15 protein-coding genes and 1 riboswitch are annotated in these 24,018 nt (G+C 44.4%); of the genes, 6 read left to right on the forward strand and 9 right to left on the reverse strand.

What is annotated here, in order from left to right:
* Position 1: 1 nt before the first annotated feature.
* On the reverse strand, positions 2-1,291 hold the full coding sequence (locus NSS87_RS28415; protein WP_339243682.1) for a glycosyltransferase: 1,290 nt from the start codon (positions 1,289-1,291) through the stop codon (positions 2-4).
* A 172-nt stretch (positions 1,292-1,463) separates the two neighbouring features.
* On the opposite strand from NSS87_RS28415, the gene NSS87_RS28420 reads away from it, so the two are divergent.
* The 3 genes from NSS87_RS28420 to rfbC all read left to right on the forward strand — a co-directional run bounded on the left by NSS87_RS28420 (position 1,464) and on the right by rfbC (position 5,984).
* Positions 1,464-4,217 (forward strand): O-antigen ligase family protein, encoded by a 2,754-nt coding sequence (locus NSS87_RS28420; RefSeq protein WP_339243684.1) that lies wholly within the window; start codon positions 1,464-1,466, stop codon positions 4,215-4,217.
* 313 nt (positions 4,218-4,530) lie between these two features.
* Positions 4,531-5,409 carry a glucose-1-phosphate thymidylyltransferase RfbA gene (rfbA, locus tag NSS87_RS28425; RefSeq protein ID WP_339243685.1) on the forward strand — a complete coding sequence of 293 codons (879 nt, stop codon included), beginning with the start codon at positions 4,531-4,533 and terminating at the stop codon, positions 5,407-5,409.
* 17 nt (positions 5,410-5,426) lie between these two features.
* Positions 5,427-5,984, forward strand: a complete 558-nt coding sequence (gene rfbC, locus NSS87_RS28430) for a dTDP-4-dehydrorhamnose 3,5-epimerase (protein WP_339243686.1) — start codon at positions 5,427-5,429, stop codon at positions 5,982-5,984.
* A gap of 375 nt (positions 5,985-6,359) precedes the next feature.
* On the opposite strand, the gene galU is transcribed toward rfbC, so the two are convergent.
* The 7 genes from galU to uvrB form a co-directional block, all read right to left on the reverse strand.
* Positions 6,360-7,247 (reverse strand): UTP--glucose-1-phosphate uridylyltransferase GalU, encoded by an 888-nt coding sequence (gene galU / locus NSS87_RS28435; protein WP_339243687.1) that lies wholly within the window; start codon positions 7,245-7,247, stop codon positions 6,360-6,362.
* 313 nt (positions 7,248-7,560) lie between these two features.
* The gene (locus NSS87_RS28440; RefSeq protein WP_042192269.1) at positions 7,561-10,083 is read right to left on the reverse strand and encodes a U32 family peptidase; all 2,523 of its coding nucleotides are present in this window, start codon (positions 10,081-10,083) and stop codon (positions 7,561-7,563) included.
* Between the two features lie 206 nt (positions 10,084-10,289).
* Positions 10,290-12,203, reverse strand: coding sequence for a stalk domain-containing protein (locus tag NSS87_RS28445; RefSeq protein WP_339243689.1), 1,914 nt, complete (start codon positions 12,201-12,203; stop codon positions 10,290-10,292).
* A gap of 27 nt (positions 12,204-12,230) precedes the next feature.
* Positions 12,231-13,340: a trypsin-like peptidase domain-containing protein gene (locus NSS87_RS28450; protein WP_339243691.1), complete on the reverse strand. Its 1,110-nt coding sequence runs from the start codon at positions 13,338-13,340 to the stop codon at positions 12,231-12,233.
* A gap of 153 nt (positions 13,341-13,493) precedes the next feature.
* The gene (locus tag NSS87_RS28455) at positions 13,494-13,703 is read right to left on the reverse strand and encodes a hypothetical protein (protein ID WP_042192275.1); all 210 of its coding nucleotides are present in this window, start codon (positions 13,701-13,703) and stop codon (positions 13,494-13,496) included.
* Positions 13,704-14,410: 707 nt separating this feature from the next.
* Positions 14,411-17,284 (reverse strand): excinuclease ABC subunit UvrA, encoded by a 2,874-nt coding sequence (uvrA, locus tag NSS87_RS28460; protein WP_042192277.1) that lies wholly within the window; start codon positions 17,282-17,284, stop codon positions 14,411-14,413.
* 429 nt (positions 17,285-17,713) lie between these two features.
* A complete protein-coding gene (gene uvrB / locus NSS87_RS28465; RefSeq protein WP_042192280.1) occupies positions 17,714-19,705 on the reverse strand; it encodes an excinuclease ABC subunit UvrB in 1,992 nt (663 codons plus the stop codon).
* A gap of 277 nt (positions 19,706-19,982) precedes the next feature.
* Here uvrB and NSS87_RS28470 point away from each other — a divergent pair, with 277 nt between their 5' ends.
* Together NSS87_RS28470 and NSS87_RS28475 are read left to right on the forward strand one after the other, a co-directional pair.
* On the forward strand, positions 19,983-20,765 hold the full coding sequence (locus tag NSS87_RS28470; protein WP_076286986.1) for a flagellar motor protein: 783 nt from the start codon (positions 19,983-19,985) through the stop codon (positions 20,763-20,765).
* The gene (locus NSS87_RS28475; RefSeq protein WP_339243692.1) at positions 20,762-21,592 is read left to right on the forward strand and encodes a flagellar motor protein MotB; all 831 of its coding nucleotides are present in this window, start codon (positions 20,762-20,764) and stop codon (positions 21,590-21,592) included. Before NSS87_RS28470 ends, NSS87_RS28475 begins: the two co-directional genes overlap by 4 nt.
* Before the next feature lie 456 nt (positions 21,593-22,048).
* Here NSS87_RS28475 and gcvH read toward each other — a convergent pair whose 3' ends face one another.
* Positions 22,049-22,441, reverse strand: coding sequence for a glycine cleavage system protein GcvH (gene gcvH, locus NSS87_RS28480; protein ID WP_076286985.1), 393 nt, complete (start codon positions 22,439-22,441; stop codon positions 22,049-22,051).
* Positions 22,442-22,620: 179 nt separating this feature from the next.
* Positions 22,621-22,719: riboswitch (glycine riboswitch) on the forward strand.
* 185 nt (positions 22,720-22,904) lie between these two features.
* On the opposite strand from gcvH, the gene gcvT reads away from it, so the two are divergent.
* Positions 22,905-24,017 carry a glycine cleavage system aminomethyltransferase GcvT gene (gcvT, locus tag NSS87_RS28485; RefSeq protein ID WP_042192287.1) on the forward strand — a complete coding sequence of 371 codons (1,113 nt, stop codon included), beginning with the start codon at positions 22,905-22,907 and terminating at the stop codon, positions 24,015-24,017.
* Position 24,018: the final 1 nt, after the last annotated feature.

A 24,018-nucleotide genomic window follows, 5' to 3' on the forward strand; every position in this document is an offset into this window, starting at 1 on the left:
TTCATCCTCCAAATTTCCAAAAAGAGATATATTCTAATCTTTTTTTAATCAATTCGCCTACAGCTTGTGGAGAGTAGTTCTTTTTTATATGTTCCTCACCTTTAGACGAAATTACTTCATAAAAGTTCTTATCGTCACAAAGTTTACGCATATACTGGCTCGCATGCTTTATATCAGGATCGGCCCAGAATTGATATGACTTATAAGGTCCATGATCATGATCTAGCTGTACTAATCTATAATCCACTAAGCACGAATTGTTAAAGTCCATAAAATCCACATTAGATGACCAGTTTGTCCCAATAACCGGTTTACCTAGATACATAGCCTCTGCTAATCCAAGACCGAAACCTTCGCTTCGATGAAGAGATACGTAACTATCAGTTACAGAAATTAATGCATTGGTATCATTCCTAGACAGAGTTCTATCTATCAAGAAAATATTGTTATAATTTCCAATAAGCTCATGCAGTTCATCCAACTCTTTCGATTCTTTCTCTACACTGTTCACCTTAATAACCAAACCAACGGCATCATCATCAGGCTGGAAAGCTAACTGAAATGCTTTGATCGATGCTTGTGGATTTTTTCTTGCCTGATAACTTTTCAGATCATACATAGAAAGAAAGAGAAATGTTTGTTCAGGTAAATTAAAATACGACCTATCCCTAACATCAGTAATACTAACTTCAATACTATGAGGAATCTTAACAACAGGAACCGGACTTTTCATACCAATAGAGTCAACTACAAACGTAGAAGGCGCCCAAATCTCATCTACTAAATTAAAGCTTTCTTTCCAATCATCTGGGAAATCAGGCAGTTCCCAGTGCCAGAATCCAATATTATAACGATCTTTAAAAATAGAGTTTCCGTAATGCGCATAGATTTCAATCATTTGCTCAGCATTAATATGAAACACATTTAAATTATACTCAGGGCCTGACATTTCCTTATGTACCCAGGTATTATCATTCATTCTTGCAGAATTAGTACCTGTAAAATTGATAATTCCAAATGGAATCTCTACAGCGCTCATGCTTTTAGCAGCTATTCTGCAAGATTCCCCAATCCCCATCTCCGCTCTAGAATATCCAACTAAATTCACACCTGTTAATACACCCTTATTATTCTCAGAGGTGCCATTTTTATGGATTGGGAAAGCCGTTTTAAGTAGCCTTTTTTTTATCTTCTGTCTAGTTTCAAAAGAAAGCAATTTGACTGCCATAGGCTTTAATTTTACAGCTAATTTATAAATTTTTTTATAAATAAAAGATTTGGCATTAGTCATATTCAATCTATCTTCCCGTTTCGTTTCATTTAATGAGTCCTCCATACATTGTCTGAATAATATAATTCATTTACTTATAGTAGTTTAACATCATAGAATCTGATTAAAGTAGCTCAATGATTATCTAATATGCTAAAATATTGTCGTACCTACAGGAAAAGGAGATTATAACGTGTCGAAACCAGTATACGGTAAAAACGCCGCTCAGTCGAGAAATGTTGAAAAGATAGCAAGTCCGATATGGGCATTAGTTGTTGGTTTTATTCTATTTTTGTGTTGGGCCCCATTTCAAGTGGGATTATTTAACGGACAGCAGTTAGATTTCGAAAAGCCAATCTATGTATCTGCACTATTAAGTGGCCTTTTGCTGCTAGTCTGCCTTGGCTTATACTTCAAAAAATTCAAACTAGATGAACAGAGGGACTTAGTAGCTCTAGCATCTATATTACTTCCTCTGACTTACGCTCTATCATTGTTTGTCGCAGTTTCGCATTATATGGCAATGAATATGCTGTTTATTCAGAGCATGTATGTTGCAGTCTTCATTATAGCCTTTTATCTCTTGAAGCAAAAGCAAGTAAATGTTGTCATTCAAAACGCCATACTAGCAATCGCTTATTTCATAGTTGGTTTCGGGCTCTTAAATTGGTTAGGCAGCAATAAATTAGCCGGCGCTCTTGTGGGTTGGTTCTCAAACACCGTACGGAATGATATCTATTTAGATGCAGTTATGACTGACTCTAACGGACTTCGTCTGACTTCGATCTTTCAGTATGCGAATACATACGCTGCATTCTTAATGGCTTTTCTCTTTGTAGCAATATTCGCGCTTATTCGCTCTAAAAAATGGTATGGAACGTTAACACACAGCTTTATGTTAGTTCCTATCATTGTATCAATATTATTAACATTATCTCGTGGTGGTCTAGTATTGCTACCTGTCGTATTTATATTGCTGCTGCTATTCCTGAAACCTGCACAGCAAATTCTCTGGATTCTTCATCTTGGTGTTGCTGGTATTGCTTCGTTGCTCATTACGACTCCAGTGACTAACCTTGGACTAGAGCTAAATACAAATTTCACTTCATCCGGCGCCTTGAAAGGCTGGGGATACCTGCTCGGAGCTTCGGTAGTTGTGGCAGGTCTATCTTGGGTCATTCAGCGTTTTGTCGCTCCTTGGCTGGAGAAAAAGCTCAGCAATTGGTCGTCACGTAAACTAACAGGTCTATGGATTCCACTTGGTTCTGTTGCACTCGTCGGAATTGTAGCTTTCTTACTGATAGGTACAAGCGCAAAAAATATCTTACCTAGCAATATGGCCACTCGTCTTGAAAACATCAATTTTCAGCAACATAGCGTTCTTGAGCGGATTACTTTTTATAAAGATGCCATGAAGGTAGTTAAGGATTATCCGATTCTTGGTGCTGGTGGTGGTGGATGGTCCTCATTGTATGAGCACTATCAGAACAACCCTTATGTTAGCCGTCAAGTGCATAACTTCTTTTTACAATTCTTGATCGAGGTTGGGATCCTTGGTTTCATCGTATTTATGGGATTCATTTTGTATATTTTCTATAAATATATTCGTGGGTATGTGAAACGGGATAAAAATGATTTTGAGAATGGTTTCTTCTATCTAATCATTGCTCTATCTATTCTTGTGCACAGCCTGCTAGATTTCAATATGAGTTATGCCTTCATGGGGATACTCGTCTTCCTTGGTTTAGCTGGTATGACGGTTGTTATGGATAGTAAGAAGATGCGGGGAAATTGGAACAAAGCTGGTTTACGGCTTGGATATTTGGCTGTACTCACAGTAGGCACTGTATTCCTATTGTTCCTCTCCATTAGCTATATTGGTTCCAGTAATGCTGCCCTAAAAGGTAAAAATCTAATTAGAGTGAGTACTTCATATGAAGAAATTAAAACGCCATTAAGTGAAGCCTTAAAAGCCCGCCCAAATCACCCTGAATCGGCTCTCTCTTTATCTGCTTTGGATATGACGGTTTTCAACCAAACACAAGATGAACAATTTCTTAACGAAGCTTATAATGTATTGACTCGAGCACTAGAAGATGAGCCTTATAATAAATATCTATTGGTTCAGATGGTCAGCTACTACGATTTAAAGGGGCAAAGTGACCTTGCTTATAATGTTTACCTTGACAATGCTGATAAGTTCAACTGGGATATTAATTGGTATGAAACTCTCATCAGCCGCTCCTTTGCATTAGGTCAACAAGCACTTAATCAAAAAGATGAAGCGAAAAAAGAAAAGTACTTCACAGAAGAGCTTGAAGCATATAATCACGTTCTCACTGGTGTAGAACATTTGAAAACTCTTCCACCAGAACAAATGCAAGGACGTCCTTTCTCAGTTACACCAGCAATAGCTTTGAACGTTGGAAAAATGCAGCTCTTATCTGGGCAAGAGGATGCAGCAAAGACAACTTTGAAGCTTAGTTCAGATGCTAATTACACGGATATAATGAATAGTGAAACGCCGTGGAATATTGATTGGTACAGTTCAATCATCAGCCGTTCTTTTGATTTAGGACAAGCGGCTTACGCACAACAAGATAATGAAGATAGAATAGAAAATATGAAAGCTGGCTTTGCCGTTGGGCTTTTGGCTTATAATCATGTACTTACGGATAATGATCCTTCTAAGACCCTTGCTCCGGATGTGACACTAAAGGTAGGAAAAATGCAATATATGTCTGGACAGATTCAAAAAGCAATCTCCATCTTAAAACCGGCCTTAAGCCAAGATTTCGCAGATGCAACGAATCGCGAGATTGCTCGTTGGTACCTTGCTGCTTTGATGAAAACTGGTGGCGAAGATCAGGCGATATACGACTCACTGATCGCAGCTGATTCTTTAGAAGCAACACAGATTGAAACTTTGGTAAATACACAGTTCTAGAAGTGTTAAAAAAGGACCTCGCGTTTCACTTAATAGTGAAGCGCGAGGTCCTTTTGAATTACGTGTAAAAGTCTACTTTTGGGTCAACTCTAGTTCCATATTTATTACTTTTCGCAAACATTCCAGAAGTTCTTCCTTAAGCTTCCCATGCAGTAGTGCATAATGAATTACCATCTGGATGAGTCTCATCTTCTTCTCTTATGGCTCCAATAGACAAAGCAATGTAATCAAGCGTAAAATATAATGGAAATAACAATCATTCAAAAATCCTATAATTTTCAATTTATATAGTAAAGGGGATCTAAATCTATTTATGAAAGGCATTATTCTAGCGGGTGGAAGCGGCACGCGCCTCTATCCTCTCACAATGGTAACAAGTAAACAGTTGTTGCCAATTTATGATAAACCGATGATCTACTATCCCTTATCCACTCTGATGCTGGCTGGCATCAAGGATATTTTGATTATTTCTACAATTGAAGATACCCCACGTTTTCAAAGTTTGTTCGGCGATGGTTCTCAATTTGGAATTTCGCTACAGTACATTGTTCAACCTAACCCCGACGGGTTAGCACAGGCATTTATTCTAGGAGAAGAATTCATCAAAAATGATTCCGTGGCTATGATACTTGGGGATAATATTTATTATGGAAACGGAATGACCAAACTCCTTAAGCAGGCAGCTGAAAAAGAACACGGTGCAACCGTGTTTGGATATCATGTACCTGATCCAGAGCGTTTTGGCGTACTTGAATTCGATAATACCGGTAAAGTTCTCAGCGTAGAAGAAAAACCTGAACATCCCAAATCTAACTATGCGGTTACTGGTTTATACTTTTATGATAATCAGGTCATATCTCTGGCCAAAGAAGTGAAGCCTTCCAGCCGTGGGGAACTTGAGATCACTTCAATTAATGAGGCTTACTTGAAAATGGGGAAATTGGACGTTGCCTTACTGGGCCGAGGCTTCACTTGGCTCGATACCGGTACACATCAGAGTCTGGTCGATGCGACTAATTTCGTTAGAACGATCGAGGACCATCAAGGCATAAAAATCTCCGCTCCGGAAGAAATTGCATATATTAATGGATGGATTACGAAAGAGCATTTACTGGAGTGTGGGCAAAAGCTAAGTAAGACCGAATATGGACAATATCTAATCAAAGTCGCCACTGGTAAAATTCAATATTAAAGAGCGGAGAGTGAACAATGAAATTTACACAAACAAAGCTGGAAGGCGTTCTTATTGTAGAACCGGCTATCTTCGGCGATCACCGAGGTTGGTTTATGGAAACCTACAATGAATCTAAGTTCCATGAACAAGGTCTACAGCTGCAATTTGTGCAGGATAATCAATCTTTTTCTGCTAACAAGGGTACGCTGCGGGGGCTTCATTATCAAATTCATCCAAAATCACAAACCAAACTCGTTCGCTGCACTATGGGAGCGATCTTCGATGTGGCAGTAGATATTCGCCGAGGTAGTCCGTCGTACGGCAAATGGTTTGGCATCGAACTGACCGCCGACAACAAGAAGCAATTACTAATTCCGAAGGGCTTTGCACATGGATTTATGACCCTGACGGATGGCGTAGAGGTTCAGTATAAATGCGATGAGCTGTACTCGCCGGAATGCGATGGTGGCATCCTCTGGAATGATCCCGAGATTGGCGTTGAATGGCCTATGGTGTATATTCAACCAGTTCTTTCGCCAAAGGATGAAAAAGCACCTCTGCTCAAGGACTCTTCACATAATTTTGTTTACTAACCTTATAAATACGTCCTACGCTACCTCCAGTAGCGTGGGGCGTGTTTTTATTTGTGAGTCAGATAAAACTTGATGACAAAATAGCTCCTTTATGCTCTGCTTATACTTCAGTTTGTCGATGACGGCATATCTATCCTGCAGCCCTTCCGATTCAATATTTACAACCCTTGTTTAGAACATCCACCTCCAACTGTATAAGGAGCCTTGAAGATTTCACTCGATTTTATAACCAACATAGACACAACAAGAACTAAAAAAGCTACCCCCCGCTCAGTACCGGAAGTAGCTTATTGGCTAGAACTTTTTTTCAGTGTCTTTAAATTCGCGTCTTGAGCATATACTGTGGCATGCTATTCTTCGACGATATGAGTTCCCTTAAAGCCCAGCCTTAGCAACTTCATTATCAACAAGTTCTTTCATATAACGAAGTAAATCACCTTTAAGTTCATCATGCTGAAGTGCATAATGTATAGTGGTCTGGATGAATCCCATCTTTTCTCCTACATCATGGCGTTTGCCTTCAAAGTCATAAGCGATGATTCGCTCCACTTCACTTAAGCGGGAGATCGCATCGGTAAGCTGTATTTCTCCACCTACACCCACCTGTTGCTCACCGAGCATATCAAAGATACGTGGAGTTAAGATGTACCGTCCCAGAATCGCTAGATTAGAAGGAGCATCTTCTCTCTTCGGCTTCTCTACTAGCCGGTTAGCCTTATAGACCCGCTCAGCCAAAGGCGAAGCATCCACAACACCATACCGTGACACTTCTTCCCAAGGAACAGGCTGGACACCGACAATGGAAGATTTATATTCATCATAAACATCTATCATTTGTTTGAGACATGGTTTGTTTGCTTCCACAATATCATCACCTAGCAGAACAGCAAACGGCTCATTCCCAATGAATTTACGCGCACACCAAATCGCGTGACCGAGACCTCTTGGTTCTTTTTGGCGAATGTAATGGATATCAGCCATTTCGGAGGATTTGCGAACAGATTCAAGAAGTTCCCACTTCTGCTTCTCAGCTAAGTTAAATTCCAGTTCAAAAGAATTATCAAAGTGGTCTTCAATCGCCCGCTTACCTTTCCCCGTCACGATAATAATATCCTCGATTCCGGAAGCAACTGCTTCTTCGACAATATATTGGATCGTCGGTTTATCTACAATCGGTAACATTTCTTTAGGCATTGCTTTGGTCGCAGGCAAAAAGCGTGTACCCAGACCTGCTGCGGGAATAATGGCTTTACGGATCTTCATCACATTAACTCCTTCTGTCGGTTACTCTTCCAACTTAAATACTCTGTATAGTAAAATGGCATATTTACTTCAATTATAGCAGTTATAGCAGATTTATGTCAGAGCGTTTGTTATATTTGTATATCTATTCCAATCAAACCAGAGAGTGAGGATTTAGTATTAACCTTATACAAGGTTGAACCTATTTCTAACCCTCGCTATATACTATCTAGTATATGCAAGTTACGAAGAGGACGAGATAATATCTATAAAAAAGGGCCAAGCAACACCAGAATCCCCCCGGCGTCACCTAGCCCTATTCATTTATCCATTATTACTTCGCGTTAACCAATTGTCCCCGTGTAACCCCCAACTGGTTGGTAGCCTTCAAGCTCTTCCATACCTGCGTACCAGAGATCTCACCACGCAGTGCGCGGCTGTATAGGCTAATTACCTCAGCCACTTGCTCTGGTGTCTCTTCCAGGAACTCCACGCGGTACGAGGATACGCCTAGATCACGGAAATTATTCAAATACTCCGCACCGGACTGCTCAACTGCATTATAGACGGTATTACGGCAGCCTTCATCCACACGAACTGGATGTGACATTCCAATACGGTCTTGCAAAGAAGCGCGATGTTCTTCACATGGACGACCACAGTTCGTAAAGTCTGTGCCTTCACTCATGAAGGTACAATATACGCAATGCTCTGTGTGGAACATCGGCAAATGCTGATGAATAACGATCTCCATACGAGAAGTATCGCTGTGTTCAAGCAGGTCAACCATCTGCTGAATGTTCAAGTCATAGGATGGTGTTACCATATCACAGCCTGCCTCAAGGAACAGGTCCACTGCCTTATGATTGGCGATATTCAATGAGAAATCGCCGATCAGGCGTGGATGCACGGCATCCGGCTGCTCTTGGCGGCGGCGCAGGTAATAATACAGCGCGCCGGTGTTGCGTACTAACACGGCATCCGGCTGCAAGCGCAAGATATTGGCGTGGTAGCCATTCTCACCCGGCATATGAATGCGCGGCGTGGCCAGCGCAATGCTGGCCCCTGCAGCCCGTACCGCATCTACCGCTGCCGGGAACTGCTTGATAAACTCGAAGTCGGCGTAGATGTTTCTCACACCGGCCTCGAGCGCAGCCTGCACCTGCGGCAGGCTGCGGCACAGCGCGGTGAGCTCCGCTTCACCGGCGCGTTGCGGAGCGACGTCCCTGCGGGTAGCGTCGACGTAGACCTCGATCGCCCGTTTCACGTACACGGGCGGTTTCGGGCGCTCGCCCGCAAGCAGCTCCACCGCTTGGCGGCGGATGCTGTTCAGCTCGCGCATAGGGACGATGACGTCGCCTTGCAGATGCGACTCTAGCGCGTCAAGCTGGAACACGGTTCCGCCCAGGCGGCCGAATTGTTCTTCCAGCAGCGCGGCATCCATCGGACGCTTTTGCGCTGTTTCCAGCGCGAGCTCCGAGTCCACACGGACGGTAACGTTCTTCTGAACGTCCGTCCACCAGGTGGTCAGCTTCTCGCCGACGCAGCCCTGCACTCGCACATGTACCGGGAATACCCGGTACGGCTTCTCTGTCTCATAAGTCTGGCGCAGCGCCTTGTCTAACGCAGGGTCATTTGTCTTCCAAATGCGGTCACCGACATTTAGACGACGCAGATCCACATCATTACGACCGGCTACGATGTCGATGATCCAGCCTTCTCCGGCTTCACCTTCGAGCTTCACACCTTTACGACGAAGGTCGTAAACGCGTCCGCCTTCTTCTTTTTTCGTCGGATCCCCTGCATCAAACACGATTCCGTCTCCCCGCTTAAGCGGTGCATGAATACGGCAGACAACTCCATCACGAAGAATTTGTTCAACCGTTCCGAGATATACACCACGGCTTTTCGGGAAAGTGCCGTCTACGAGCTTTTTATTGTTCGTTCCATCTAGGAAACCATGCGTGAAACCGCGGGAGAAGCTTTGTTGCAGTTCACGAACTTCTTCCTTCGATGGTTTGGACATATCGCCATCAAAATACCGATCAATTGCCTTACGGTACTTACTAACTACATTCGCAACGTATTCCGGGCTCTTGAGGCGCCCTTCGATTTTGAAAGAAGTTACACCCGCCTCGATCAGCTCAGGCATAAGATCAATAGCTGCCAAATCCTTAGGGGAGAGCAAATAAGTCACATCACCCATTGGTTTAACTTCTCCATCCACCATCAGATCATAAGGCAGACGGCAAGCTTGAGCACATTCTCCGCGGTTGGCGGAGCGTCCACCCCACATTTCCGAAGTTAGACATTGACCCGAATAAGAGACACATAAGGCTCCGTGCACGAATACTTCCATCGGCAGACGGGCTTGTTCCCCTATCGTCTTAATTTGCTTCAGATTGTTCTCACGACCGAGTACCACACGCTCCAAACTGAAAGGCTTAGTGAACTCAACCGCCTCCGGGGAAGTAATCGTCATCTGTGTCGATCCATGAATCGGGAAGTCTGGTGAGATTTCACGAATCATTTTGACCAAACCTAAATCCTGTACAATCACTGCGTCCACGCCAGCATCTACACAAGCGTCAATCAGTTCTTTCGCATCAGACAATTCATTTTCAAAAACCAGTATATTAAAGGTCAGGAAACCCTTCACACCATAGCTATGCAAAAACGCCATAATTTCCGTCAGCTCGTCCATGCGAAAGTTATTCGCTCTCGCCCGTGCATTAAACTTCTCTACGCCAAAAAAGATAGCATCCGCTCCGTTCGCTACCGCCGCACGCATGCAATCCCAGTCACCTGCAGGTGCCAATAGCTCCACGTCTTCTCTGCGTATTTGTTGCTCTTTCATTTATATCCTCCCAAACCGCCATGTGGCGGGTCATTTCTAGTTGATTAACTTGATAATTGTATCAAATATCACATCTCAGCGCCATGTGTTTACCAACATTTATATAAAGAAAAGAACGCCCCACGCCATTTTGGCTACAGGGACGTTCTCATCTAATTGAATTACACTCTACTATTAGTTAGTCATGAACTCCAAACACCTCTAAACTACTCATTCCCTGTAAACCGAAACGACTGCAGCGTTTTATCCAACAAAGCTTGCTGTTCTGCAGTAGCATTGGCATCATTCAGCGTAACAGTAATCGTGTAGACCACCTCATTTTTACCAAAAACAACGTGCTTACTGCGGACAGGAACACCATTCTTGATTTGATGCACAGTAAGGATCGTAGCAGGAACACCGGCAAAGGTAGACTCCACTATACTTTCAATGCGAGGACCCTTAGGATCATTATTTTTATTCTGATAAGAATCTTTGAGCATATTCACCGCATAATCGACTGAGCTTTCAGGTTTCGAGTTAATCTGGAAACGTCCTCCGATGAACCGATACTCTACCAACTGTGTCTCGAATACATCTTGATTGGGTGTCCATAAACGTGGAATGTCGATGGCATAGCCGTATCTTTTAGATACTTTGGTTATCGTTTTATTCTTGATTGTCTTATAGTCATCGCTAGCGAGTCGCCCGAAGTTCTCCTTCAACAGATCAAAATCAATATCAATAGAGGATATAATAGCTTTGAATTTGGCCTTATCGTCTTCTTGTCCAGGAGGTGTCACATATTCAAAATAGTAACGGTACCCATTCTTGAGCACGATTGCCTGATATTCTGTCGTCCAACCGTTGCCGAAATTCAGCTGTGTCTCACTTATTTGTGCATGTACGCCGGAGATTTCAGACTTCATGCTACCTTTAACAACATATGCGTCCGCTACAAAGTTCTCCTGCGTTTTTGTCTTCAACTCTTCAGCCCAGCTCTCTAGTGTAGAACCAGCAGGTGCCGATGTAATCGCCACACTCAAATGACTTCCTTGTTTGCTTTCATAATAAAAATGCTGGTCATCCTTAGTCCAAGCGGCAGGAACCTGTAGTGAGATACCATAGTCCTGATTATAGGCTTCACTTAAGCCATTCTTTACCGTAGAGAGATCACGGATTTTGTTATCCTTAGTGTCAAAAGAGGGCTGAAAAGAGCTCAGTAACCCCGCATATTTGCCTAAATCCTTATAATTAGTGGCTTTCTCATCCGTCAAATAAATCTCGTAAAGTCTACCTTCAGCATAGATCAGCCTGTTTTCCCAGAGTGCTCCGCTAGAATCTTTACTGACCAATCGTGCATAGGGTACAGAGGCTTTCGGGAACGACTCCCGGTCTAATATCAGTTCACTGCCTAACTCGACTTCCCGGACTAGTTGTTCTAATAGCCCATCTGCATCAACAGCAACTGCCTGATCACTTGCATGAATCTCCAAATAATAAAGATTGTCCGCACTGGAGAAGGTAGCCACACTCTCATCACCACCGCTATTTCCAGCAATCAGTCCAGACGGATAATTTAGTGTCCAGCGATAATAGCTGTTCCCAATTTGCGTCTTCCCCACATCGCTATCAATACCAGTATCCACTGGCACATCGCCTTCATTGTCAGCTGGAGCTAAGGTAATGATCAGCTCACCACCGTTACCCTGGGAGAGGGTTGCACCCAGTACACTCGCCACAAAACGCAGCGGCACCATCAACACATCTGATACCATCCGAGGCGCGGAGGTGAGTTTAACTTTAGTCGCATCCTTCCAGGCACTAATACTACCAATCGTCATTAACCCTGTATGAGAGCCGTACGTTACTTTCACTACATCATTTCCTTCTAAGGAAACCGTGCTGCCAAATGTCTTTTTAAAAACCCCGAGCGGTACCATAACCGTTCCGTTCTCCATATAAGGCCGCTCGATAGTCACCTTCTTGCCATTCACCGTAGCAGAAGTACTGCCCACTTTAAGACTCAGCTGCAGCTTGTCTGTTTCTGCTGCCCGTACGGTTGGTATCGGTAATATAGAAAATAGCAATAATAAGGCCAGCATCGCACACAATCCTTGTTTTAAAACTTTAAAGCCCATTTACCGTCCCCCTCTCGAGTTTCCTGATCACTCTTCCGTATGCTCGTCTCCGTCTGCTCCTGAACCCTCTTCACTTAATAGGGGATCACCCTGAGTGAGCACCAGCTTACGGATGATGATATCCCCATCACTTTGCATAACCAGTCGTACCGTTGTACCTGGAGAATAGCTTTTAAACAATTCATTAATATCAACAAGTGAGACCACACGGTGGCCGTCAATGCTGTACAAGACGTCGTCTTCGGCAACACCTGCCTTGCGTGCTTCAGCAGAAATCACTTTGGTTACAGTCAGGGGATCAAGCGTTGGCAAGCCCACAATCGAGGACCAACTCGGCTCTAGCTCTAGTCCAAGACTCGGGTGTTTTACTTCACCGTACTTAAAAAGCTGGTTCATAATATACTGCACGGTATCCGACGGTATTGAGAAGCCCATATTCTCCACGCCCACCGCTGAGTATTTCAGGCTGTTTATTCCAAGCACTTCGCCCTTCATATTCACTAGCGGGCCCCCGCTATTCCCGGGATTAATCGCTGTGTCACTTTGGATCAGACGATAAGCCGCAGCTACTTCACGGTTAAGGCCACTTATAACCCCTACGGTCGCTGAATTCCTTAGAGAAAAGCTAATCGGTGTTCCGACGGCCACTACCTTCTCGCCAACAACGGTTTTGCCGGTCGATGGAATAAACTTTGCAGGTTTAAGGGAGGTTGCATTGATTTTGATCAGGGCCAGATCACTAACTTCATCTAGATATGTTTCTTTAATGCTGTAGGTTTTGGAGTCCGACGTCACTACCAAAGCATTCTGCAGATCCTTGATGACATGTGCATTGGTTACAATCCATCCATTCGATTTCACAATAATCCCAGAACCATGCGTCAGATTGTATCGATCATCCGGTCCGCTATTGCCTCCACTATCGTCTTTGCCGATAATGCCCACTACGGAGGGGGTGATACTTTTAATAATCCCTGGTACGGGGTCTTCCGCTGCTGTTGAATTTTTGATTTTGTCTCTCTGGGTTGTGGTCGCCGCGCTAACCGTCTTAGTCGTATCACCCAACGCATAAACCGACTCACTCCATACTCCTGACAGCAACACACCGCACAGCAGCAAGCCCATTCCTTTCTTCACCAGCTTCTCCCCAATCCTCATCAACCTTCACCAGACCCTCTCTCTGCGAATGGATTAATTTTACATTATATAATTTGAAAAAAAGACACCTTCAATGCGCCCACGGCGTTAAAGGAGTCTTTTGGTGCAAAGCTGTTCAATTTAATTCTTCCGTTAACTTAACCAATGCATCACCATGGCATAGTCAGAGATTATAAAAACCAACAAACTAACCGCTCCGAAAGCAATGGCGAACTTGTTCTTTTGGGGAGCTCTCAGTAACCGAACGACTCCAACCAAAATTAGGATAGTGAATAAAATCATAAAAACATCAAAGGTATGAAATTTAGACGGTCCTTGCGCGGCAACTTCTGCAAGTAGCATTACCTTACCTCCTCAAAAATGTTGTCAAGCAAGATCCAGTATTCCCCATATCCTCTTCTATGTTATCGCTACCATTTGGGCGATGCAATAGGTTTTGTAGAAAAATTATGTATTTGTCGCAAAAAAAATATTTTATTGCTGCAAAATCGGATAAATTAATGATTTTGTTCATTGACGTTTGGTGTTTTCCGGCAAAAGCGATACAACCTAACGAGTAATGCTCTATTTTTTGAAGGTGATGAATGAAGTATCAGTTATGGATTAAGCCCCCTCAAATTAGCCGATTATCGGTTTGATTTTAGTTCTAAGGCTGCTTCCCCAATCTAGTAGCTGAAGCCTTTAATAGAACAAAATGTATATTACAATTAGTTATTTATTTTTCAAGGAACCATCGAGCCTACAGTTATTCTATTACCCATTAAGTATACTTACAGCAACAGCATGTTCCTCATTAAATCTTACGACGGACATGCCCTACATATGCCTATCCCGTCTATTATTTAGTATTCTTTTTATAGGAGTCATATAACGTTTACTAGAAAACTCACATCAGAACGGATAATTTCTATAATTTACTGGTGACTACCAGCAATTGTACCGATCAATTGTTTTCCCAAAATAATAATTTTGGACAACAAACAATAAAGGCCACGGCAAATTGCCGCGACCTTTATTATTTATTAGTTATACTATCCAGCATTATTAGCTTAGGTAGTTTCCGCCGTCTCAAGCATAAGCGCTTCAGTACGCTCCGTATCACGAATCAGAACTGGCTTCAGATACTTACCTGTGTAAGACTCCGTAACAGTAATGATCTTCTCTGGTGTTCCTGTTGCCAGTACGGTTCCGCCGCCACTGCCGCCTTCTGGTCCCATATCAATGATATAATCCGCAGTCTTAATAACGTCCAGATTATGCTCAATGACAAGAACCGATTCTCCGGAATCCACCAAGCGGTGCAATACTTCTAGTAAACGACCAATGTCGTCCACATGCAGACCTGTTGTAGGCTCATCCAAAATATAGAGTGTCTTGCCTGTACTACGACGGTATAGCTCAGAAGCCAACTTCACACGCTGCGCTTCACCACCGGATAATGTTGTACCTGGCTGACCAATTTTAATGTAGCCAAGACCCACATCCATCAGCGTTTGCATTTTACGATGAATACGAGGGATATTCACGAAGAACTCTGTAGCATCCTCTACTGTCATCTCCAGCACGTCGGAAATGTTTTTCCCTTTATATTTCACTTCTAGTGTTTCCCGGTTATAACGTTTACCTTTACATACCTCGCAAGGAACGTATACGTCAGGCAAGAAGTGCATCTCAATCTTGATAATTCCGTCCCCACGGCAAGCTTCACAGCGTCCGCCTTTTACGTTAAAGCTAAAGCGTCCCTTTTGGAACCCCCTTACCTTTGCCTCATTCGTCTTCGAGAACAGATCACGAATGTCGTCAAATACGCCAGTATAGGTTGCTGGGTTAGAGCGTGGTGTACGCCCAATTGGCGATTGGTCGATTTCAATAACCTTATCGAGATTTTCCAAGCCACGAATTTCTTTGTGCTGACCCGGACGCACCTTCACAGCCTTATTCAGCTGCCGTGCCAAGCTCTTGTACAGAATTTCGTTAATAAGTGAAGATTTACCGGAGCCCGACACACCAGTCACCGCCGTAAATACACCCAATGGAATCTTCACATTCACATTTTTCAGGTTATTCTCTTTAGCGCCACGAATTTCTATCCAACGATCATCGGTAGCACGACGCTTAGCGGTAACTGGAATAAACTTACGACCGCTTAAATATTCACCGGTTAAGGAATTCGGATCTTTCATAATCTCTTCCGGTGTTCCTTGCGCCATAACTTGTCCACCATGAATACCCGCACCCGGTCCGATATCAATAATATAGTCCGCTGCCATCATCGTATCTTCGTCATGCTCTACAACAATCAACGTATTGCCTAGGTCACGCATATGAGCAAGCGTAGAGATCAGGCGATCATTATCCCGTTGATGCAGACCAATACTTGGCTCATCCAGAATGTACAGTACACCCATCAAACTGGAACCGATCTGAGTGGCCAACCGGATACGCTGTGCTTCACCACCAGATAGCGAGCCTGCTGCGCGGCTAAGTGTCAAATAGTCCAATCCGACATTCACCAGGAATCCCAGACGATTGCAGATTTCCTTAAGAATGAGATTGGCGATAGCTGTCTCTTTCTCACTTAACTTTATTTCTTCAAACCAATGCTGACAGTCACCAATCGAGAGATCGGTAATATCCGAAATATTTTGTTCGTTGATCGTCACCGCCAAAATTTCTTTCTTCAGACGTTTGCCCTTACAGACATGACAAGGCTTAGCACTCATAAATCCTTCAATAAATTCACGGATACCGTCAGATGCGGTCTCCCGGTAACGACGCTCCAGATTCGGAATAATCCCTTCAAAAGCAACCATCGCATCTTTCTTTTGTCCAAAATCATTCTCATATTTGAAGCGAACCTTCTCACTACCTGTACCATGCAGTAGTTTATTCATATGATCAGGTGTTAAGCTGCTCACTGGAACGTTCTGTGGAATATTAAAATGCTCACACACGGACTTTAGAAATTGCGGATAGTAATTAGAAGTACTTCCAGTCCAAGCTAAAAAAGCACCTTCTTCAATGGATTTCTCAGCATCAGGAATAAGCAGATCTGGATCGACCACCATCTTCATTCCAAGTCCATCGCACTCTGTGCAGGCTCCAAACGGACTGTTGAAGGAGAACATACGTGGTGCCAGCTCTTCAATACTAAAACCACAAATCGGACAAGCAAAATTAGAGCTGAACAGAAGCTCTTCCTGACCGATGATATCCACAAGGATTTTACCGCCCGAAAGTTTAAGTGCCGTCTCCAGTGAATCCGTCAGCCGGGTCTCCACATCGTCTTTAACGACGATCCGGTCTACAACAACTTCTATGGTGTGCTTTTTATTCTTCTCAAGTTCAATATCCTCAGACAGATCTCTTAGCTCACCGTCCACACGCACACGTACGAACCCTTGCTTAGAAATATCTGTGAAGAGTCCTTTGTGTTCACCTTTACGTCCTGAAATAATAGGCGCTAGGATTTGCAAACGAGTCTTCTCTGGATACTGCATAATCCGGTCTACCATTTGTTCAACGGTCTGGGAAGTAATCTCAATTCCATGCTCTGGACAATGAGGGTGACCGATCCGAGCAAAAAGCAACCGGAGATAGTCATAGATCTCAGTAACCGTACCAACTGTGGAACGCGGGTTGCGACTTGTTGTCTTCTGATCAATAGAGATTGCCGGGGATAATCCGTCTATCGAATCCACATCCGGCTTCTCCATTTGTCCCAAGAACTGACGAGCATAAGCTGACAAAGATTCAACATAACGCCGCTGTCCTTCAGCATAAATCGTATCAAATGCAAGCGAAGACTTACCCGAGCCGCTCAGCCCCGTCAGCACGACGAAACGGTCACGTGGAATCGTCACATCGATGTTTTTGAGATTGTGCGCTCTCGCGCCTTTAATTACAATATTATCGTTCGCCAACGGAACCTCTCCTTAATGAATCAAATATCAAAGCTTTAACGATTTCAGAGCTTTATTAAAAGCGTTTTCGATCCCTCCCAAACCCTCCCTTCCAAGGGAGGGCCCCAAGGGTTGCACCCTCTGGACACCCGCATTTTTTGGCGAAGGAGGCTGGTGGGACGGGACTTAGTGACAGTGGTGCTTGGAACGCTTATCCCTACGGGACCGCTTGGACGTTAGGCGCATACTAGCTAAGAGCGGGAAGTGCGAGATTATCGCAACTACTATAGCGTTGCGGAACGCTGTCCCTACAGGATGCGTGTAAGCGCCAAAAGCGTTGTGGAGCGCTGTCCCTATGGGATACGCGTCCATCTATTTATTCAAAAAGAACGGCCAGGACAGCACCGTTCAATTACTTATTTTAAATATCGGTGATGCATTTAAGGTTTATTACTCGGCCCGGAGCTCCAACAATGCGTCACGCAGTTCTGCCGCGCGTTCGAATTGCAGGTTCTTCGCAGCGTCCTTCATCTCCGCTTCCAGACGCTGGATTAGGCTTTGTTTCTCTTTCTTATTCATCTTGCCACCAACACCCGTGAGGTAATCCGCTTTGGACTCGGCAACCTTCGTAGCCTCGATGATGTCACGCACCTTTTTATTAATGGTGGTTGGGGTAATGCCGTGTTTCTCATTATGGGCGATCTGGATGGCGCGACGACGCGACGTTTCGCTCATCGCCTTCTCCATCGAATCAGTGATTCGATCACCGTACATGATTACACGACCCTCGGAGTTACGGGCCGCACGACCAATCGTCTGAATTAGGGAGCGTTCGGAACGAAGGAAGCCCTCTTTATCCGCATCGAGAATAGCGACCAGCGATACTTCCGGGAGGTCGAGACCTTCTCTTAGCAGGTTAATCCCTACCAAAACATGGAATGTACCAAGTCGAAGATCACGTAAGATCGCCATCCGCTCCAGCGTTTTGATATCAGAGTGCATATAACGAACCTTAATCCCAATTTCCTTAAAGTAATCCGTCAGATCCTCTGACATCTTCTTCGTCAACGTTGTGACGAGTACGCGTTCGTCTCGTTCCACCCGATCACGAATTTCACTAATCAAGTCATCGATTTGTCCCTCTGTAGGACGAACCTCAATGATCGGATCCAAAAGACCTGTAGGCCGGATAATCTGCTGCACCATGGTGTCGCAGTGCTCCATTTCATAGGGTCCTGGTGTCGCTGAAACATATACGATCTGCTTCACTTTTTCTTCGAATTCCTCGAACTGGAGTGGACGGTTATCCAGCGCAGACGGCAAACGGAAACCATGCTCTACCAGTACCGTCTTACGCGCCCGGTCACCATTATACATCGCCCGAATCTGTGGAAGTGTTACATGGGACTCGTCAATAATGATCAACATATCATCTGGAAAATAATCCATTAATGTATACGGAGTTGCCCCTGGTTCACGGAAGGTGAGCGGACCGGAATAGTTCTCAATCCCAGAACAGAAGCCCACTTCTTTCATCATCTCAATATCATAACGTGTCCGTTGTTCCAAACGCTGAGCTTCAAGAAGCTTTCCTGCGTCACGAAGAACCGTTAAGCGGTCTTCCAGCTCTTTTTCAATGTTGACCAGTGCCACCCGCATCGTTTCTTCCTTGGTAACAAAGTGAGACGCCGGAAAAATAGCGACATGATCGCGTTCCCCGATCAGTTCACCCGTCAGTACATCAATCTCAGTGATTCGCTCAATTTCGTCACCGAACAATTCGACCCGAATGGCATGTTCTCCTTGAGATGCCGGGAAAATCTCAACCACATCACCACGTACACGGAAGGTTCCGCGTACAAAATTGATATCATTACGCTGGTACTGGATATCCACTAGCCTGCTCAAAATCTCATTTCGAGGCTTCTCCATCCCTACCCGCAATGACAAAAGCAAGCTTCCGTATTCCATCGGCGAACCGAGGCCGTAAATACAAGACACACTCGCCACAATAATAACGTCACGCCGTTCGAACAAGGAGCTCGTTGCGGAGTGGCGCAATTTATCAATCTCTTCATTAATACTGGAGTCTTTCTCGATATAAGTATCGGAGGAGGGAATATACGCCTCTGGTTGGTAATAGTCGTAGTAGCTGACGAAATAGTCTACCGAATTATGCGGAAAAAACTCCTTAAACTCACTCGCCAGTTGGGCAGCCAAAGTCTTGTTGTGCGCAATAACTAACGTCGGGCGGTTTAATTTGGAAATAACTTGTGCAACGGTAAACGTCTTACCCGTACCCGTCGCGCCCAGCAGCGTCTGGTGCTTCTTGCCCTGCCGGATGCCTTGTAGTAATTCCTCTATGGCATGAGGCTGATCGCCCTGGGGTGTATACTCGGACTCCAATTCAAAAGTCTTTGTACTGACGACAATATCACTCATTTGCCCGTCTCCCCTCTATCGTCTAAACTAGATTAATATATTATAATTGTTGTCTGAATGTTCTCTCTCCATACGATGGCAAGCTAAAACGCCTTTGGCGTCTCTAAAAGACGTTAAGCGTTTGTGCGAGAATTATAAGGATTAAAGTATAACGTGAAACTTATACTTTCTTATAATTAAAAAATATGGAAGATAAGAATATGTGTTCCCGTTCATTATACAGTGTTGCCTAGATCGTTGCAAACCATAATACATAGAAATGTTAGGAGCTTGAAGCATGGATATTACCTCAATAATCGGCCTATTGGCTGGACTGGCTGCGTTAATCGGCGGCTATCTCTGGGAAGGCGGAAGCCTCTCAGGACTGCTGCAGCTTAATGCAGCTTTGATTGTGTTCGGGGGTACGTTTGCCGCCGTTATGATCAGTTTCCCGGCATCTAAGCTGCGCTCCATTCCAACAGCATTACGCATGGCTTTCGGTAGCAACCCTGATCGTGATGTAGAAAAAGCAGAAGAACTCATTGCAATGGCAACTGTGGCCCGTCGCGGCGGCGTTCTAATGTTAGAAAAACAAGCTGAAGAACATCCGGACCCTTTTACACGTGAAGGTCTACTTCTTATTGTCGACGGCACTGATCCTGAGCAGGTAAGACAGATTCTTGAATTAGAAATGGACGCTAAAGAATTGAAGCATGAGAACTATGCTAAGATTTTTGAAGCTGCAGGTGGATATGCACCAACGATGGGAATTATCGGGACGGTGATGGGGCTCATCCGTGTACTTGGCAACCTTACAGATCCGTCAAATCTGGGCACATCTATCGCAGTGGCATTTACCGCAACATTGTACGGTGTTGCCATCGCTAATTTAATTTTTTTACCCATCGCTTCCAAAATCAAATCCCGCAGTCAAAGCCAGCTACATAGTATGGAAATGCTGCTCGTCGGCATTCTTTCTTTGCAGAACGGGGATCACCCCTTGCTGGTGCGTAAAAAACTGAACTCATTCATCTCAGACACGGACACGAATGACCGTGCGGAAACTAGAGGTCTTCTATGAGACAAAGAGACCGGCGCAAGCGGCGTGTAGAGACTCGGGAAAGCCGCGACCGTTGGATGATTACTTATGCTGATCTAATTACACTTTTACTTATTTTTTTCGTTATATTGTATGCGATGAGCAGCCTGGATACTGACAAATATAACATCGTGACAGGCTCGTTATCCGAGACCTTCAAATCTGGCAGCACTGTCCTTGAGGGTGGGAACGGCATATTAGATGCTGGGAAGACCCCTGAGAGCAAACCGGGAAGTACAGTTAATAACTCAAATCCAGCAGCGGAACCAAGTCCTAACACAGACGATAAGGCCGTTAATGAAGCACCTTCGGCACGTGAACTTGCTTTTCGAGAACAAGAGGCTAAACTTGCTGAATTAATGGGTGTGATTACGAACTATGTAGAGGAAAATAATCTCGGAGAACAAATTTTTGTTGCCGACAAACCGCAGGGGATAGAAATCACACTCAGTGACCGTTTTCTCTTCGATATAGGTAAGGCAGACCTGAAATCACCAGCCTTTCCTGCTCTTCAGCAGTTATCTGGCTTATTCAGCGATATCGGCGCAAAGATCAGCATTGAAGGACATACCGACAATACTCCAGTATCTTCGGCTTCTCACTATAACGACAACTGGGAGCTATCTGGTGCTCGTGCGCTGTCAGTGCTTCGCTTTTTCTTAGATCATGAAGGGTTGAACCCCGACAATTTTCAATATGCAGGGTATGCTGATACCCAGCCCACCGCGGAGAACACATCAGCTGCAGGTAAGCAAAAGAACCGCCGTGTAGAGATCATTGTGCTGCGGCAGCTTCAAGAGGGTGCATAAAAAATGTTTTACTCAGAGCTAGTTACAATAGCTAGGCCTGTGCGGGAGCGAATCTGCTTATCAACATACCAAAATGGGCTCGCCACTATTTATTACGGAAATACTCCCTGATTATCTGCCTATTCCCTTGTCCAGGCGTAGAATTAGGGAATTCCTCCCTGATTAATACCCTATTTAGTCAGAAATAGCGCTTTTCACTGAAATTTTAGGGAGGAATTCCCTAAAACCCTTAGTGTCACGCTATATTCGTCTAAAATAAGGGAGGTTTTCCCTAATTCCACAATCAGTAGATTCGATTTTAAATAAAATCCCATAATTCCAAACAGTCCCAGGATTTAACTCGAAAATCACCACCACTATCTATATAAAAACACCAAACAGCAAGTCCCCAAAAACGGAAACTTGCTGCTATAAATATCACATTCGGTGAAATTAATATTCAGAAAAAAATTAGAATTACTCCCCTACCAATGCACGATATCCAGCTGCATCTAGCAGTCCTTTTACAGCATCAGCATACTCTCCGTCCACTTCAATTTCAAAAATCCAACCTTCACCATACGGCTTATCATTAATTAGCTCTGGACTAGCTTCTAAACCATCATTAATCTTGGTAACCTTCCCAGAGACGGGTGAATAGAGTTCCGATACGGTCTTAACGGATTCGATACTACCTACGCTGTCGCCAGCTGAAATGGCCGAACCCACTTCTGGAAATTCCACAAATACGATATCGCCTAACAAATGCTGAGCATGATCCGTAATCCCAACACGTACTACGCGTCCTTCCACTTGCTGTGCCCACTCATGCTCTTCGCTGTAAAGAAGGTTATCTAAAACTTCACTCATTTCAAGCCGCCTCATTTCCAAATTGGAATTCTAAATTTAGTTATAGCCTAAGTGATCCCGGAGCATAATGTCAATATTACTAAAAGTAAAATAAATTTGTCGTTTTTTTGACTTTTTCTTGTTGACAGCGCCCTCCTATACCCGTTTAATGGAGACATAAGAAACAAATACAGTTGCGGATGATGGCATAGGGAGAGACTGTCTCACTTGAAGACGGCGCCGAAGGAGTAAGCCCTAACAGGGGTGAATCTCTCAGGCAAAAGGACCTTTGTCGGACGTACCTCTGGAGAGCATCAGACGCGAGGCTGAGTGCGTCAGGTCACCAACGGGGAAACTTGCATGTTAGTTACGCAGGGTAACTCTCAGGTACAAAGGACAGAGCAGAAAGCGATTAGTGCATTTATGCATGATTGCTTCTGCCTGTCCTTTTTTTCGTATGTAATCAGACTAGGGGAGTGACGACATGGATGCTTTGAAAAGAACGCCTTTTTATGATCTCTATTCCGCATATGCGGAGTCCAGGTGCATTGATTTTGGCGGCTGGGAGCTGCCAGTACAGTTTACAGGTATCGTGAAGGAGCATGAGGCTGTTCGCCAGCAGGCTGGACTGTTCGATGTATCGCATATGGGTGAATTTATGGTGATCGGAAGCGGCGCTGAAGCCTTCTTACAAAAAATGACGACCAACGATGTCAGCCGCCTTACCGATGGTGCGGCACAATATACGCTGCTCTGTTATCCAAACGGCGGGGTGGTCGACGATTTACTCGTGTATCGACTAAGTGAAGGCCGTTATATGCTTGTCGTAAATGCCTCCAACATCGATAAGGACTTCCAGTGGCTGCAAGAACATCTGACCTCTGAATTCGGTGAAGTCACACTCACTAATGTCTCTGACGAGACGCTTTTGCTCGCCTTGCAAGGTCCGCTGGCAGAGACCATACTCGCAGAAGTTACTGATGCACCGATCTCAACGCTCAAGCCTTTCCACTTCATCGAACGCGCAACCGTCTGCGGTGTAGAAGTACTGATCTCCCGTACGGGTTATACCGGTGAAGATGGCTTCGAAATTTACGCTCCGCTGGATGGGGCAGCAACGTTATGGAACGGCCTTCTCGCAGCTGGCTCTCCTCACGGATTAACACCTGCTGGACTGGGCGCACGGGATACGCTTCGTTTCGAGGCAAAATTGCCATTGTACGGTCAGGAGCTGTCGGCTGACATCACGCCTCTTGAAGCTGGAGTACAGTTCTTCGTGAAGCTGGACAAAGCGGACTTCATCGGACGCGATGCGTTGATACAGCAAAAAGAAGCCGGTCTTCCCCGCCGTCTTGTCGGTCTAGAAATGATTGATCGAGGCATTCCACGCTCCCATTACCCAGTCTATGCGGACGGCATCAAAATCGGAGAGGTCACAACCGGAACCCAATCTCCAACGCTGAAACGCAACCTGGGATTAGCTTTGCTTGATACAGCTTACAGTGAAATAGGCACAGAGGTTTTCGTAGAGATACGTGGCAAGCAGCTTAAAGCTGTCGTGATTAAGGCCCCTTTTTACAAGTATAAACGCCTTTAGC

Origin of the sequence: Paenibacillus sp. FSL F4-0243, assembly GCF_037963295.1 — a bacterium.
Taxonomy (GTDB): Bacteria; Bacillota; Bacilli; order Paenibacillales; family Paenibacillaceae; genus Paenibacillus_AQ.